Below are 15,620 nucleotides of genomic sequence, written 5' to 3'. Positions count from 1 at the left end.
GAAAGCGAATGACTTTAACGCCGTTGTTAACTGCCAGTCTGGAGACCGCGCTTAACCAGATTCTGTATCGCGATCGTGGCCTGAAAGCGGCGCGTCAACGCCTGAGTGGTAAAAGCCTTGCTATAGAACTGGCTGAACTGAAGCAGTCCGTGACCTTTATCTTCAGCGATCGTCAGGTCGATGTGATAGGTGACTGGGCTGATAAGCCCGATTGTACGGTGAAAACTCGCCTGGCTACGTTGCCGAAGCTTCGCGATCGTCAGCAGCTGACTGCGCTCATCCGCAGCGGAGAACTGGAAGTTGAAGGCGATCTGCAGCTGGTTCAGCAGTTTTCTGCGCTGATGGATCTGGCCGAGCTGGACCCGGCAGAGTACCTCGCCCCGTGGATTGGCGATATCGCCGCTCAGGGGATTTCGCAGTTTGCCCGCCGTGGTTTTCAGGCCGTTCGCCGTGATGTGCAGCGTAAACAAAGCTATCTGGCGCAAACGCTGACCGAAGAGTGGCGAGTTGCCCCGGGTGCGCTCGAGCTGGCATGGTTTGCTGAAGAAGTTGACGCGCTTTCGGCCTCTTTCGAAGCGCTGGAAGCACGCCTGCGCAAACGGGAGGCTAAATGAGTTTCGGAGAGTTACGCCGCCTGTATTTGATCATTCGCGTGTTCCTTACTTATGGCTTAGATGAACTAATCCCGAAGATGCGCATTACCCTGCCGCTGCGTCTGTGGCGAAAATGCCTGTTCTGGCTTCCGAATCGCCATAAGAATTTGCCGCTGGGCGAGCGTCTTCGCCTGGCGCTGGAGCAGCTCGGCCCGGTATGGATTAAGTTTGGGCAGATGATGTCTACGCGACGTGATCTGTTTCCCCGGCAGATCGCCGATCAGCTGGCGATGTTGCAGGATCGCGTTGCGCCATTTGATGGAGCTAAAGCTCTGAAGTTGATCGAGCAGTCGTTAGGCGCACCAATTTCCAGTCAGTTTGATGATTTTGACATCACCCCGCTGGCATCAGCATCCATTGCTCAGGTGCATACGGCAACGCTGAAAGAGAATGGTAAAGCGATCGTTATCAAGGTGATTCGCCCCGATATCCTGCCGGTTATTAAAGCGGATATGAAGCTGATTAAGCGTATGGCGCGCTGGGTTCCACGTTTGCTGCCGGATGGCCGTCGTTTACGACCGCAGGAAGTGGTCGCCGACTATGAAAAAACGCTGCTTGATGAGCTAAACCTGCTGCGTGAAGCAGCGAATGCCATTCAGCTGCGTCGTAACTTCGACGGCAGCAATATGCTGTATGTTCCTGAGATCTACTCAGACTATTGCAGTGAGACGATGCTGGTTATGGAGCGCATCTACGGCATCCCTATTTCGGATGTGGTAGCGCTGGAGCAGCACGGCATCAATATGAAGCTGCTGGCTGAGCGTGGTGTGCAGGTGTTCTTCACCCAGGTATTCCGCGACAGTTTTTTCCATGCGGATATGCACCCGGGGAATATTTTTGTCAGCTACGAGCATCCTGAGGACCCACAGTATATCGGCATCGACTGCGGCATTGTGGGCTCACTCAACAAGGAAGATAAACGATATCTGGCCGAGAACTTTATCGCGTTCTTCAACCGCGACTATCGCAAGGTGGCAGAATTGCACGTTGACTCAGGCTGGGTTCCGCCTGATACCAATGTTGAAGACTTTGAGTTTGCCATTCGTACGGTTTGTGAACCCATTTTTGAGAAACCTCTTGCGGAAATCTCATTTGGCCATGTGTTGATGAACCTGTTTAATACCGCGCGCCGTTTTAATATGGAAGTTCAGCCTCAGCTGGTATTACTGCAGAAAACGCTGCTGTATGTTGAAGGGGTAGGCAGGCAGCTTTATCCACAGCTGGATCTGTGGAAAACGGCGAAGCCGTTCCTGGAAGACTGGATCAAAGATCAAATCGGTATTCCAGCTATTGTCCGGGCGCTAAAAGAAAAAGCACCGTTCTGGGCAGAAAAACTGCCGGAACTGCCCGAACTGTTTTACGACAGTCTGCGCCAGCATAAGCATTTGCAGCACAGCGTCGATCGTCTGGTCAGCGAGCTCAAGGATGAAAAAGCGAAGCAGCATCAGTCGCGCTATCTGTTCGGTGTTGGTGCTACTCTGCTGCTGAGCGGTACGGCGATTCTGCTATTTCGCCCAGACTGGGATCTGCTTTCAGCCGGATCGATTGCGGGCGGCATCGTCGCCTGGCTTCTTGGCTGGCGCAGAACAAAATGATTGTCATGAATGGTAAATAGGCAGTTTATTGCGCTGCTGCGTCAGTTTGCGCATCGTCAGCGGCAGATAAGCTGTTATATACTGCTTAACCGGCTTCAACTATTGATATCTAGAGGTAACCATGGGCATTACTCTTCCACACTTACTGATCATCGCTGTGCTGGTGGTCCTGCTGTTCGGCACGAAAAAACTGCGTTCGCTGGGCTCCGATCTCGGTTCGTCCATCAAGGGCTTTAAAAAGGCTATGAGCGATGAAGACGATAAAGCAAAATCCACGACGCATACTGAAGATGCTGACTTTAGTGCCAAACTGGCCAATCAGCAGCAGCATAGCGAAGTGAAGAAAGAAGACGTCAAAAACGACAAGGTATAAACCGTGTTCGACATAGGCTTTAGTGAACTGGTACTGGTTTTCATTATTGGTCTGGTAGTACTCGGACCGCAACGTTTACCCGTAGCGGTCAAAACCGTTGTTGGCTGGATTCGGGCATTACGTTCGCTGGCGACCAGCGTGCAGAATGAACTGGCGCAGGAGTTGAAACTGCAGGAATTGCAGGACGGCCTGAAGAAAATCGAAAAGGCCAGTATGGACAGCCTGTCCCCCGAGCTGAAGGCCTCTGTAGAGGAACTGAAGCAGACGGCAGAGTCGTTCAAGCGTTCCTACCTGGGCGACAATGAGAAGGCTGCGGATGAAGAAGCGCACACCATTCACAATCCGCTGGTGAAAAATGAGACTCCTCATGACGGTGCGACACCCTCGCAAGCCGATCATCAGGCGTCTGCACCTGCTCAGGCACCGGAAGCGGCTGAACCGTCCGTGGCCGCTGCCGCTGAACCAAAAGCGTCAAAGATCCCAGAGACGGAGAGCGTGGTTTCCCTGCAGAAACCAGTGGCTCCCACGGCTGCTCCTGTAGCCGCAAAATCCACACAACCGAGCGATGAACGATAAATATGGCCGTTGAAGATACCCAGCCCCTTATCAGTCATCTGATTGAATTACGTAAGCGTCTGTTAAACTGCATTATCGCCGTTCTGGTGATTTTCCTCTGTCTGATCTATTTCTCTAATGACATTTATCAGATGGTTGCTGCGCCGCTGATCGAGAAGATGCCTTCAGGTGCCAGCATGATTGCGACGGATGTGGCTTCGCCATTTCTGACGCCAATTAAGCTGACCGTAATCGTGTCTATTTTCCTCGCCGTGCCGGTTATTCTTTATCAGATCTGGGCGTTTGTTGCCCCAGCCCTTTACCGTCACGAACGTCGGCTGGTCATGCCGCTGCTGTTTTCCAGTTCATTCCTATTCTACCTTGGAATGGCTTTCGCCTATTTTATCGTCTTCCCGTTGGCGTTTGGCTTCTTCGCAAAAACCGCGCCGCAGGGCGTACAGATTGCGACGGATATCAATAACTATCTCGACTTTGTCATGACGCTGTTTATGGCGTTTGGCGTGTCGTTTGAAGTGCCGATTGCCATCATTCTGCTCTGCTGGACAGGGGTGACCACCCCGGAAGATTTGAAGGCCAAACGCCCTTATGTACTGGTAGGCGCGTTTGTGGTGGGAATGTTACTGACACCGCCGGATATTTTCTCCCAGACGCTGTTAGCCGTTCCGATGTACTGCCTGTTCGAAGTTGGCGTGCTGGTTTCTCGTTTCTACGTTGGGCAAAAGCGTGGCGACGAAGAGGAAGAGCAGGATACTGAATCGCAGTAGGCTTCTGCTACCGGCTGCTCAGGCAGGACAAACACTATTTTCTAACCGCCCGTCAGGGCGGTTACTGTTTGGAAGAGACTATGTTTGATATTGGTGTAAACCTGACCAGCACCCAGTTCGCTAAAGACCGTAAGCAGGTGGTGAAGCGCGCGCGTGACGCCGGCGTTAACGGCATTTTGATCACCGGCACCAATGCGCTGGAGAGCCAGCAGGCGCAAAGCCTTGCGCTGCAACATCCTGACTACTGTTGGTCCACCGCGGGTGTACATCCCCATCATGCCAGTGAATGGTCAGGGGAAACGGAGACGACCCTGCGCAGGCTGGCTGAAATGCCGCAGGTTGTTGCCATTGGCGAATGCGGTCTGGATTTTAATCGTAATTTTTCCGAGCCGGAACAGCAGGCCTATGCCTTCAATGCCCAGCTGGAGCTGGCCGCCGAGCTGTCATTACCCGTTTTTCTACACTGCCGGGAAGCCCACAGCCGTTTTATCTCTATTCTTCAGCCCTGGTTGCCCAGACTGCCTGCGGCAGTACTGCACTGCTTTACCGGTAATCGTCAGGAGTTAGAGGATTGTCTTGCGCTGGGATTATCGATTGGCATTACGGGATGGGTTTGCGACGAGCGAAGAGGGCTGGAGCTGCGTGAGCTGATGCCGCTGATCCCTGCGGATCGATTGCTGCTTGAAACCGATGCGCCCTGGCTGTTGCCAAGAGATATGCGCCCGCGTCCTGCCTCGCGTCGTAATGAACCCTGTTTCCTGCCGCATATCGTCGAGCAGGTTGCGTTGCTGCGCGGCGACGATGCTCATCAGCTGGCAGAGAAGACGGCGGAAAATGCGCGTCGGATTTTTCAGCTGTAAATAAGCGATATTAAGCGGGAGGCACCGATCGTCGGATGTCGATCGGCGCTTAACGTTTGGGGAATCGCTACAGTTTCTCGAACTGACAGTTGCCTATGCTGCGGATCACCTGCTTGTTGAGCAAATTCAGCAGCAGAATCGAGCGTGTTTCACCATCGGGCTCGGTATAGATAGCCTGCAGCCCTTCGAATGACCCTTCGGTAATAATCACCGTATCACCCGGCTGAGCAAGACCCTCATCAAAGCCGCTCAGAACAGGCTCATTTTGCAGCGCATTGATCACTTTGAGTGGCACAATTGCGGGCTGATTCCCAAAACGAACAAAATGGCTGACGCCACGGGTAGCGCTAATGGTGGTGGTGTGAATCGCCTCGGGATTGAATTCAATAAACATATAGTTGGGGAACAGGGGTTCATCGACCTGAGTTCGTTTGCCGCGCACGATTTTTTCCAGCGCAATCATTGGGCTGAAGCAATGCACGTCCTGGCGCTCAAGGTGCTCTTTCGCGCGCAGTAACTGACCTCGTTTGCAGTAAAGTAAGTACCAGGATTCCATAACGTCACTTTTAAATTATCCGACCGATAAGAATAGCAAAGTCATCTTCAGAGATATAGCGAGATTGGCGTAAGGGGAGCGCTGCGGGCGTAAAGTTGCCAACAAAACTAACCCTCAGCGGCGAATCGGCACTATAATGGCCGACTCACTGACCATATTGATGGAAAGTCATGAAATACCACGACTTACGCGACTTCCTTTCTCTGCTTGAACAGCGTGGGGAATTAAAACGCATCAAACATGAGATCGACCCCGATCTGGAAATGACCGAAATTGCCGATCGCACGCTGCGCGCCGGCGGTCCGGCATTGCTGTTCGAAAACCCGAAAGGCTACAGTATGCCAGTACTGTGCAACCTGTTTGGCACGCCGGATCGCGTTGCGATGGGGATGGGGCAGGAAGATGTGAAAGCACTGCGCGATGTTGGTCGCCTGCTGGCTTTCCTGAAGGAACCCGAGCCGCCGCGTGGTTTTCGTGATTTCTTCGATAAAATGCCGCAGTGGAAGCAGGTGCTGAACATGCCGACCAAACGGCTGCGTAATGCCCCATGCCAGCAGCAGATCTGGCAGGGCGACGAAGTTGATTTAAGTCGGATTCCGGTGATGAAATGCTGGCCGGATGATGCAGCACCGCTGGTAACCTGGGGGCTGACCGTGACGCGAGGCCCGCTAAAAGAGCGCCAGAACCTCGGCATCTATCGCCAGCAGGTTATCGGTAAGAACAAGCTGATTATGCGCTGGCTTTCCCATCGCGGCGGTGCGCTTGATTTTCAGGAATGGTGCCAGCAGCATCCCGGTGAACGCTTCCCGGTCTCCGTTGCGCTGGGTGCCGATCCGGCGACCATTCTTGGAGCCGTTACGCCGGTACCGGATACGCTGTCCGAATATGCTTTTGCCGGCCTGCTGCGTGGAACGAAAACCGAAGTTGTGAAATGTATTTCTAACGATTTAGAAGTACCTGCCAGTGCTGAAATCGTGCTGGAAGGGTATATTGAACCGGGAGAAATGGCGCCAGAAGGGCCATACGGCGATCACACCGGTTACTATAATGAAGTGGATAGCTTCCCGGTCTTTACCATTACCCATATCACCCAGCGGCAGGATGCAATTTATCATTCAACCTATACCGGACGGCCGCCAGATGAGCCTGCTGTGCTGGGTGTGGCGTTGAATGAAGTCTTTGTACCGATTCTGCAAAAGCAGTTCCCGGAAATTGTCGACTTCTATTTGCCGCCGGAAGGCTGCTCGTACCGCCTGGCCGTGGTAACCATCAAAAAACAGTACGCCGGGCACGCAAAACGCGTGATGATGGGCGTATGGTCATTCCTGCGACAGTTCATGTACACCAAATTTGTTATCGTATGCGATGACGATGTGAACGCACGCGACTGGAACGATGTTATTTGGGCGATCACTACACGTATGGATCCCGCCCGTGATACCGTACTGGTAGAAAACACGCCGATCGATTACCTTGATTTCGCATCACCGGTTTCCGGGCTGGGGTCCAAAATGGGCCTTGATGCCACGAATAAATGGCCTGGTGAAACGCAGCGTGAATGGGGAACGCCGATCCGCAAAGATCCTGCCGTTACCGCCCGCATTGATGCAATTTGGGATGAGTTAGGCATCTTGAGTGATACACCGGCGCGCTGATGCACCGGTGGTCAAATGATAATGACGACCCGACAGAGGGACCGCATGACAACCTTAAGCTGTAAAGTGACCTCGGTAGAGGCGATTACCGATACCGTGTACCGCGTCCGTATGATCCCGGAAGCTGATTTCAGTTTCCGCGCAGGGCAATATTTGATGGTGGTGATGGACGAGCGTGATAAGCGCCCGTTCTCTCTGGCTTCTACGCCGATGGAAAAAGACATCATTGAGCTGCATATCGGCGCATCCGAGCTGAACCTCTATGCGATGGCGGTGATGGAACGTATCCAGCAGCAGCGCCAGATTACCGTTGATATTCCGCACGGTGAGGCGTGGCTGCGTGAAGAGGGCGATCGTCCGCTGGTGCTGATTGCCGGTGGTACTGGTTTCTCCTACGCGCGCTCTATTCTTCTGACGGCGCTATCGCAGCAGCCCGATCGTCATATCGCCATTTACTGGGGCGGACGTGAGCTGAAACATCTGTACGATCTCGATGAGCTGAACGCGCTGGCGATTAAGCATCCGAACCTGAAAGTTGTACCGGTTGTTGAGCAGACGGAAGAGGGCTTTACCGGACGTACGGGTACCGTACTGACCGCCGTGATGCAGGACTACGGCAGCCTGGCCGATCACGATATCTATATTGCTGGCCGCTTTGAGATGGCGAAGATTGCCCGTGAACGTTTCTGTGCCGAGCGTGGCGCTCAGGAAGCGCGCATGTTTGGCGATGCGTTTGCTTTCTTCTGATGCAAGAGGGCAGTGAACCTGCCCTGTTCATCCTTAGCGTAAAAAACCCGCCCCTGACAGGCGGGAAATTGAACAGTAAAACTTCCAGACTAACGTATCAGACCCTTTCAAATACCGTCGCGATCCCCTGACCCAGCCCGATACACATGGTCGCCAGACCAAACTGTTTATCGTGGCGTTCCAGCAGATTTAGCAGTGTTGTACTGATCCTCGCACCCGAGCAGCCAAGTGGGTGGCCCAGCGCAATGGCTCCGCCGTTAAGATTCACCTTGTCATCCAGCTTATCCAGCAGCCCCAGATCTTTAATACACGGCAGGGTTTGTGCGGCAAAGGCTTCATTTAGCTCAAAGATATCAATCTCGTTGATGCTCAGCCCGGCGCGTTTCAATGCCAGCTGCGATGCTGGCACCGGGCCATAGCCCATAATTGACGGATCGCAGCCAACCACAGCCATAGAACGAATGCGTGCTCTTGGTTTCAGGCCCAGTTCTGCACTGCGTGACTCACTCATTACCAGCATGGCAGCGGCGCCATCAGACAGCGCCGAAGAGCTGCCTGCGGTGACGGTGCCGTTAATGGGGTCGAACGCCGGGCGCAGCGATGCCAGACTTTCTACCGTGGTATCCGGGCGGATGACTTCATCAAAGTCGTAGCGTTTAAGAACGCCATCGGCATCGTGGCCGGAGACCGCGACAATCTCATTGTTGAAATGGCCTGCCTGGGTGGCTGCCCAGGCGCGCTGATGAGAGCGTGCGGCAAACTGGTCCTGCATTTCACGCCCGATCCCGTGGAGGCGGGCCAGCATCTCGGCCGTCAGGCCCATCATACCGGCGGCTTTGGCCACGCTTCGGCTCAGGCCCGGATGGAAGTCTACGCCATGGCTCATTGGCACATGGCCCATATGCTCGACGCCGCCAATCAGGCAGGATGATGCATCACCAACCATGATGGCCCTTGCTGCATCGTGCAGCGCCTGCATGGATGAACCGCAAAGCCGGTTGACGGTGGTTGCCGGTACGCGATGCGGGATTTCCGCCAGCAGCGCCGCATTACGGGCGATGTTAAATCCCTGTTCCAGCGTTTGCTGCACGCAGCCCCAGTAGATATCATCCAGTGATGCAGCATCCAGTGCCGGATTACGGCTTAACAGACTGCGCATCAGATGCGCTGAAAGATCCTCTGCACGTACATGGCGGAAGGCTCCGCCTTTTGAGCGGCCCATTGGCGTGCGGATGGCATCAACAATAACAACTTTTTCCATTTTCTTTTCCTCACGCCGTTTTCAGGGTTGTGTCACTCAGCGGTGCCGCCAGGGGATACCAGGTTTCCGCGTTATTGGCTTTCTCACGCAGCATTTCCGGGATTTCATACAGCGCCCCCAGATTAATAAAAGGTTCAGCCTGTGCGACGAACCGATCGCTGCCCAGCGTATCCAGGTAACGGAAAACACCACCGTGGAACGGCGGGAAACCCAGTCCGTAAACCAGCGCCATATCGGCTTCTGCCGGTGAAGCGATAACACCTTCTTCCAGACAGCGCACAACCTCGTTGATCATCGGGATCATCATGCGTGAAACGATCTCGCTATCACTGAACTCACGCTTCGGTTGGCAAACTTCCTGAAGAATAGCGTCGGTCGCGGTATCGCTGACTTTTTTTGCTTTGCCTTTGCTGTCCGTTTCCCAGCGCCAGAAGCCAAGTTGGTTTTTCTGCCCGAAACGGCCAGCATCAAACAGGACATCAATCGCATCGCGATAGTTTTTGCTCATGCGCTGCGGGAAACCCGCCGCCATTACGCTTTGTGCGTGATGGGCGGTATCAATGCCCACGACATCCAGCAGCCACGACGGGCCCATCGGCCAGCCAAACTGCTTTTCCATCACTTTATCGATCTGGCGAAAATCAGCGCCGTCGCGCAGCAGCTGACTGAAGCCAGCGAAATAGGGGAAGAGTACGCGGTTAACAAAGAAGCCCGGGCAGTCGTTCACCACGATGGGCGTTTTACCCATTTTACTGGCCCATGCCACCACGCTGGCGATAGTGCTGTCGGCAGTCTTTTCACCGCGAATAACCTCGACCAGCGGCATACGCGGCACCGGGTTAAAGAAGTGCATACCGCAGAAGTTTTCCGGGCGCGTTAGCGCCTTCGCCAGCTGGCTGATAGGAATAGTCGAAGTATTAGATGCCAGGATGGCATCTGGACGAATCTGTTGTTCTGTTTCAGCCAGCACGGCGGCTTTCACTTTGGGGTTTTCGACAACCGCTTCAACGACGATATCAACGCGTTCGAAACCCGCGTAATGCAGCGTTGGCTGGATGGTGCCGATGACGCTGGCCAGCTTCAGACCGTCAATTTTCCCACGCGCCAGCTGTTTATTAAGCAGCTTCGCGGCTTCACTCATGCCGGTATGCAGGGATTTCTCGCTGATATCCTTCATGATGATCGGTACGCCTTTCCATGCCGACTGGTAAGCAATACCGCCCCCCATAATTCCGGCGCCCAGCACGGCGGCCTGTTTGGGCGTGTCGGTATCACGGGTCAGTTTTTTAGCTTTGGCTTTTATCGCCTGATCGTTGAGGAAGATACCCACCAGGGCCCGCGCTTCATTAGATCGCGCCAGCGGTACGAACGCAGCGGTTTCCAGCTTCAATGCGTCGTCGCGGCCCAGAGTGGCAGCGGCTTCAATGGTTTTGACCGCGGTTATCGGTGCGGGATAGTGCTTACCGGCGGTTTGCATCACCATGGCTTTGGCGGTGGTAAAACTCATGGCCGCTTCAATTTTACTCAGCTTCAGCGGTTCAAGCTTCGGCTGGCGACGCTCGCGCCATGGCTGTTTATTGGCGATGGCTTCTTTCAATACGGTCAGCGAGGCTGCAGCCAGTTTTTCTTCCTTAACGACCGCATCAACCAGGCCTACTTTGAGCGCCTGACCCGCGTCGATATCTTTTCCGGCGGCGATGATTTCCAGCGCACTGTCGGCCCCCAACAGGCGCGGCAGGCGTACCGAGCCGCCAAAGCCAGGCATAATCCCTAATTTTGTTTCCGGCAGGCCGATGCGTGTATTCTCGGTAGCGATGCGGAAATCCGTCGCCAGTACACACTCGCAGCCACCGCCCAGCGCATAGCCATTAATGGCGGAGACGGTGGGGACCGGTAAATCCTCCAGACGGTTGAAAATACCGTTGGCAAAAGCCAGCCATTCCGCCAGCTGTTCAGCCGGTGCGGTGAACAGCGAAAGGAATTCGGTAATATCTGCCCCAACGATAAAGGCGGGTTTTGCAGAGCTGAGCAGTACGCCACGCAGCTGTGGTAGCTGTTCCAGCACTGCAATCGCCTCTCCCAGACTGGCCACGGTCCGGGTATCCAGTTTATTGACTGAGCCTGGGGCATTGAAAACCAGTTCGGCTATGCCATCTTCCAGCCAGTCGAGGGAAAGCGTTTCGCCTTGGTAGAGCATGTCTGTCTCCTGAGCTGCGGTAAAAGGATCTGGTCATACCAGATGATCGTGAGTGTGGAATCTATGTTAATTATTTGCAAATGAGAGTTTGCTAATTTGCAAACAAGATCACAGCTGAGGCAAAACGGCACGGCCAGACAGGCTGTGGTAAGATGCGGACAATTTGATCATCACGGAGACAGGGCAATGGAATCACTGGTAACGCTTTATCAGGATCATGTGAAAACGCTGCAGCAGCGTGCGCAGCAGGTACTGGCGCGCCACAATCTTGATGCAATGCTGATTCACTCAGGGGAACTACTGACGGTGTTCCTCGACGATCACAGCTATCCGTTTAAGGTTAATCCTCAGTTCAAAGCCTGGGTGCCGGTCACGCAGGTCCCCAACTGCTGGCTGTGGATCGATGGCGTCAACAAGCCGAAACTGTGGTTCTACTCTCCGGTGGACTACTGGCATAACGTAGAGCCGCTGCCGCAGAGTTTCTGGACTGATGAGATTGAAATTATTGCCCTGAAAAATGCTGATGATATTGCGCAGCAGCTGCCTTCAGCGCGCAACAATGTCGCGTATATTGGCCCGGTTGCCGCGCGCGCTGCGCAGCTGGGATTCAGCACTGAGTCGATTAATCCGGCGGGCGTGCTGAATTATCTGCATTACCATCGATCCTATAAGACCAGCTACGAACTTTACTGTATGCGCCAGGCGCAGAAGATTGCCGTCAGCGGCCATCGTGCAGCGAAAGAAGCCTTCCTGTCAGGTATGAGCGAGTTCGACATTAATATCGCCTATCTTAGCGCGACCGGGCACCGTGATACGGATGTTCCCTATGACAACATCATTGCACTCAATGAGCATGCTGCAGTGCTGCACTACACTAAACTGCAGCATCAGGTACCGGAACATCGGCGCAGTTTCCTGATCGACGCCGGGGCGGAATATCAGGGCTATGCGGCAGATTTGACCCGCACCTATGCGGCGAGTGAAAGCAGCGAGTATGCGCAGCTGATTAAAGATATGAACGCTGAGGAGCTGGCGCTTATTGCCACGATGAAAGCCGGTGTGCGCTATACCGAATATCATCAGCAGATGCATTTCCGCCTTGCCGGCCTGTTGCTTAAACATCAGCTGGTAAAAGGGATCAGCGCCGAGGCAATGGTTAAAGAAGATATCACCGGGCCGTTTATGCCTCACGGTGTGGGCCATCCGCTGGGATTACAGGTGCATGACGTCGCTGGATTTATGCAGGATGACAGCGGTACTCACCTGGCGGCACCTGCGCAGTATCCTTACCTGCGCTGCACGCGTATCCTGGAACCGGGTATGGTACTTACGATCGAACCCGGGATTTATTTCATCGACTCGTTGCTGGAGCCCTGGCGCAGCGGTAAGTTCAGCCAGCATTTCGACTGGGATAAAATTGACGCGCTCAAGCCTTATGGCGGTATCCGTATTGAGGATAACGTCGTGATTCATGCGAATCGGGTGGAAAATATGACCCGCGACCTGCATCTTTCCTGATGGAGGCCTGGGAAGTTCCTGCTGAGTCTTGCAGCTACAGCGAGGAAATTAAGAAAAGCCGCTTTATTACCCTGCTGGCGCATACGGACGGGGTTGAAGCGGCTCGGGCTTTCGTCCAGCAGATTAAGCAGGAGCATCCAACGGCCCGGCATCACTGCTGGGCATGGGTGGCCGGTGCACCGGATGATTCGCAAAAGCTGGGGTTTTCCGATGATGGCGAACCTTCTGGCACTGCCGGAAAGCCGATGCTGGCCCAGCTGATGGGTAACAATATTGGTGAGATTACTGCCGTCGTAGTGCGCTATTATGGCGGTATCCAGCTTGGGACGGGGGGGCTGGTTAAGGCTTACGGCGGTGGGGTGCAGCAGGCGCTGCGTCTGTTAACCCGCAAAATAAAAGTCCCGATGCTGAATTTCCTGCTGGTCTGCGACTATGCGCAGCTGGGGGATATTGAACGAATGATTGCTCGCTTTGACGGACTGCTGCTGAATAGCGAGTTTCTGCAAAATATTACGCTTACTCTGGCGTTACCTCATGCTCAGGTTGCAGATTTCTCTAAGAATCTGTCGGACTTCAGCCGGGGCTTACTACATCTGGTCCCGCTCAAATAACTTTTACGTCAGGAAAGGAACGGCAGAATGCATTTTCGTGCCATTACCCGCATAGTGGGTGTACTGGTCATTTTGTTCTCAGGCACGATGATTGTGCCGGGGCTGGTGGCTTTAATTTACCGTGACGGGGCCGGACGTGCATTTACGCAGACGTTCTTTATGGCACTGATGATCGGCACCCTGCTGTGGTGGCCAAACCGCAAACAGAAAAGCGAGCTTAAACCACGAGAAGGATTCCTGATCGTCGTACTGTTCTGGACCGTACTGGGTAGCGTAGGGGCAATGCCCTTTATTTTTGCCGAACAGCCAAATCTGTCCATTACTGATGCATTTTTCGAATCCTTTTCCGGCCTGACGACAACGGGTGCGACGACGCTGGTTGGGCTGGATTCACTGCCTAAGGCGATTCTGTTTTATCGGCAAATGCTGCAGTGGCTCGGCGGTATGGGGATCATTGTTCTTGCCGTGGCTATTTTGCCTATCCTTGGTGTTGGTGGGATGCAGCTGTATCGTGCAGAAATGCCCGGCCCGCTGAAAGATAATAAAATGCGCCCGCGTATTGCGGAGACGGCCAAAACGCTGTGGCTGATCTACGTATTGCTCACCGTTGCCTGTGCCGTTTCATTATGGGTCGCCGGGATGCCGCTGTTTGATGCGATAGGCCATAGCTTTGCCACGATCGCGATTGGCGGATTCTCCACGCACGATGCCAGCGTTGGCTACTTTAACAGCCCAACCATCAACACGATTATCGCCATCTTTTTGCTGATCTCCGGTTGTAACTACGGTCTGCATTTCTCTTTATTAAGTGGCCGCAGTCTGCGGGTCTACTGGCGCGATCCTGAATTCCGTATGTTTATTGGCGTACAGTTAACGCTCGTCATTATTTGTACGATCGTTTTGTGGTTCCATGGGGTTTATAAAAGCGGGATGCAGACGCTGAATCAGGCGTTCTTCCAGGTTGTCTCTATGGCGACAACCGCCGGATTTACGACCGACAGTATCGCCCACTGGCCGCTATTCCTGCCCGTACTGCTTCTTTGTTCTGCCTTTATTGGCGGCTGTGCGGGTTCAACGGGCGGTGGGCTGAAGGTTATTCGTATTCTGCTGCTGTTTAAGCAGGGCTCACGTGAGTTGAAAAGGCTGGTACACCCTAATGCGGTTTATACCATCAAACTCGGTAACCGCGCGCTGCCGGAGCGTATCCTGGAAGCCGTGTGGGGGTTTTTCTCAGCCTATGCGCTGGTGTTTATTCTCAGTATGTTGGCGATCATCGCAACCGGGGTTGATGACTTCTCCGCCTTTGCAGCCGTAACTGCAACGTTGAACAACCTCGGCCCGGGGCTGGGCGTTGTGGCTGATAATTTCACCTCAATGAATGATACCGCCAAATGGATACTGATTTTGACGATGCTATTTGGGCGTCTTGAAGTCTTTACGTTGTTAGTTCTTTTTACGCCGACCTTCTGGCGTGAGTAAGTGAGAGTGTAATCATGAAAGCGCTAGTTCTATTTTCCAGTCGTGATGGTCAGACCCGCGAAATCGCCTCCTATATAGCAAACTTACTGAATAAGGAGAGGGAGTGTGATGTTTTCAATATTCATCACGTTGGTGAGATTGACTGGACACAGTACGATCGGGTGTTGATAGGTGCATCCATTCGCTATGGGCATTTCCATCCGCAGGTGGCGAAGTTTGTGAAAAAACACCTTCATTCTTTGCAACAGCGCCAGAGTGGTTTTTTCTCCGTAAATCTGACCGCACGAAAAGCGGAGAAGCGTACGCCGCAGACCAACGCTTACACACGTAAGTTCCTTATCCAGTCGCCATGGGAACCTGACTGCTGCGCGGTGTTTGCAGGCGCGCTGCGATATCCCCGCTATGGGCTGTTCGATCGCTTCATGATTCAGCTGATTATGCGCATGACTGGCGGCGAAACGGATTCAAGTAAAGAAGTGGAGTACACAGACTGGCAGCAGGTGGCCCGTTTTGCCCATGAATTTGCTGTATTACCAGGCAAACTGTAGTAAAAAACCGCGGTTCGTTGAAAAAAAGCTCGCTCGGTAATTTTTTTGCAATAAAGACTTGTCAGCCGTCGAGAACTGCCTATAATGCGCAACCACTGAGACGGCACAGCGGCTTACGAGTCAGCCACTCAGGAGGTTCAGGAAGTTGTCTGAACCGCCGGAAAAAACTTCTCAAAAAGAAGTTGACTCCGAAGGAGGAAAGCGTAATATACGCCACCTCGCAGCAG

General features: G+C 53.6%; 15 protein-coding genes. 12 read left to right on the top strand and 3 right to left on the bottom strand.

Annotated features, from left to right (window positions below):
* Positions 1-8 precede the first annotated feature (8 nt).
* The 6 genes from ubiJ (at position 9) to tatD (ending at position 4,821) form a co-directional block, all read left to right on the top strand.
* On the top strand, positions 9-614 hold the full coding sequence (ubiJ, locus tag JOE09_RS24695; RefSeq protein ID WP_105595173.1) for a ubiquinone biosynthesis protein UbiJ: 606 nt from the start codon (positions 9-11) through the stop codon (positions 612-614).
* Positions 611-2,248 carry a ubiquinone biosynthesis regulatory protein kinase UbiB gene (gene ubiB, locus JOE09_RS24690; protein ID WP_200547562.1) on the top strand — a complete coding sequence of 546 codons (1,638 nt, stop codon included), beginning with the start codon at positions 611-613 and terminating at the stop codon, positions 2,246-2,248. The genes ubiJ and ubiB overlap by 4 nt, the downstream gene beginning before the upstream one ends.
* Positions 2,249-2,369: 121 nt before the next feature.
* Positions 2,370-2,621 (top strand): twin-arginine translocase TatA/TatE family subunit, encoded by a 252-nt coding sequence (tatA, locus tag JOE09_RS24685; protein ID WP_105595175.1) that lies wholly within the window; start codon positions 2,370-2,372, stop codon positions 2,619-2,621.
* Positions 2,622-2,624: 3 nt separating this feature from the next.
* Complete coding sequence (gene tatB / locus JOE09_RS24680) at positions 2,625-3,197, top strand: Sec-independent protein translocase protein TatB (protein ID WP_205067700.1); 573 nt, start codon at positions 2,625-2,627, stop codon at positions 3,195-3,197.
* A gap of 2 nt (positions 3,198-3,199) precedes the next feature.
* Positions 3,200-3,961, top strand: a complete 762-nt coding sequence (tatC, locus tag JOE09_RS24675) for a Sec-independent protein translocase subunit TatC (RefSeq protein WP_205067699.1) — start codon at positions 3,200-3,202, stop codon at positions 3,959-3,961.
* Positions 3,962-4,041: 80 nt separating this feature from the next.
* Entirely contained in the window at positions 4,042-4,821 is a 780-nt protein-coding gene (gene tatD / locus JOE09_RS24670) for a 3'-5' ssDNA/RNA exonuclease TatD (protein ID WP_205067698.1), read from the top strand.
* A 67-nt stretch (positions 4,822-4,888) separates the two neighbouring features.
* Here the strand turns inward: tatD and rfaH are convergent, their stop codons facing one another.
* Positions 4,889-5,377: a transcription/translation regulatory transformer protein RfaH gene (gene rfaH, locus JOE09_RS24665; RefSeq protein ID WP_205067697.1), complete on the bottom strand. Its 489-nt coding sequence runs from the start codon at positions 5,375-5,377 to the stop codon at positions 4,889-4,891.
* A gap of 170 nt (positions 5,378-5,547) precedes the next feature.
* Here rfaH and ubiD point away from each other — a divergent pair, with 170 nt between their 5' ends.
* A complete protein-coding gene (ubiD, locus tag JOE09_RS24660) occupies positions 5,548-7,032 on the top strand; it encodes a 4-hydroxy-3-polyprenylbenzoate decarboxylase (RefSeq protein WP_105595180.1) in 1,485 nt (494 codons plus the stop codon).
* Between the two features lie 45 nt (positions 7,033-7,077).
* Entirely contained in the window at positions 7,078-7,779 is a 702-nt protein-coding gene (fre, locus tag JOE09_RS24655; RefSeq protein ID WP_105595181.1) for an NAD(P)H-flavin reductase, read from the top strand.
* A gap of 97 nt (positions 7,780-7,876) precedes the next feature.
* Here fre and fadA read toward each other — a convergent pair whose 3' ends face one another.
* Together fadA and fadB are read right to left on the bottom strand one after the other, a co-directional pair.
* A complete protein-coding gene (fadA, locus tag JOE09_RS24650) occupies positions 7,877-9,040 on the bottom strand; it encodes an acetyl-CoA C-acyltransferase FadA (protein ID WP_205067696.1) in 1,164 nt (387 codons plus the stop codon).
* Positions 9,041-9,050: 10 nt separating this feature from the next.
* Positions 9,051-11,237 (bottom strand): fatty acid oxidation complex subunit alpha FadB, encoded by a 2,187-nt coding sequence (fadB, locus tag JOE09_RS24645; protein WP_205067695.1) that lies wholly within the window; start codon positions 11,235-11,237, stop codon positions 9,051-9,053.
* Between the two features lie 186 nt (positions 11,238-11,423).
* On the opposite strand from fadB, the gene pepQ reads away from it, so the two are divergent.
* From pepQ to hemG, 4 genes are read left to right on the top strand one after another with little or no spacing between them, the layout of a single operon-like run.
* Positions 11,424-12,755 carry a Xaa-Pro dipeptidase gene (gene pepQ / locus JOE09_RS24640; protein ID WP_205067694.1) on the top strand — a complete coding sequence of 444 codons (1,332 nt, stop codon included), beginning with the start codon at positions 11,424-11,426 and terminating at the stop codon, positions 12,753-12,755.
* Positions 12,755-13,366 (top strand): IMPACT family protein, encoded by a 612-nt coding sequence (locus JOE09_RS24635; RefSeq protein ID WP_205067693.1) that lies wholly within the window; start codon positions 12,755-12,757, stop codon positions 13,364-13,366. The genes pepQ and JOE09_RS24635 overlap by 1 nt, the downstream gene beginning before the upstream one ends.
* A gap of 27 nt (positions 13,367-13,393) precedes the next feature.
* Complete coding sequence (trkH, locus tag JOE09_RS24630) at positions 13,394-14,845, top strand: Trk system potassium transporter TrkH (protein ID WP_200547571.1); 1,452 nt, start codon at positions 13,394-13,396, stop codon at positions 14,843-14,845.
* A gap of 14 nt (positions 14,846-14,859) precedes the next feature.
* Positions 14,860-15,393, top strand: coding sequence for a menaquinone-dependent protoporphyrinogen IX dehydrogenase (gene hemG / locus JOE09_RS24625; RefSeq protein WP_200547572.1), 534 nt, complete (start codon positions 14,860-14,862; stop codon positions 15,391-15,393).
* The last annotated feature ends 227 nt before the right edge of the window (positions 15,394-15,620 follow it).

Origin of the sequence: Pantoea coffeiphila (assembly GCF_016909495.1) — a bacterium.
GTDB classification, from domain to species: Bacteria; Pseudomonadota; Gammaproteobacteria; order Enterobacterales; family Enterobacteriaceae; genus Erwinia; species Erwinia coffeiphila.
This window is presented reverse-complemented; position numbering and strand designations above follow the sequence as displayed.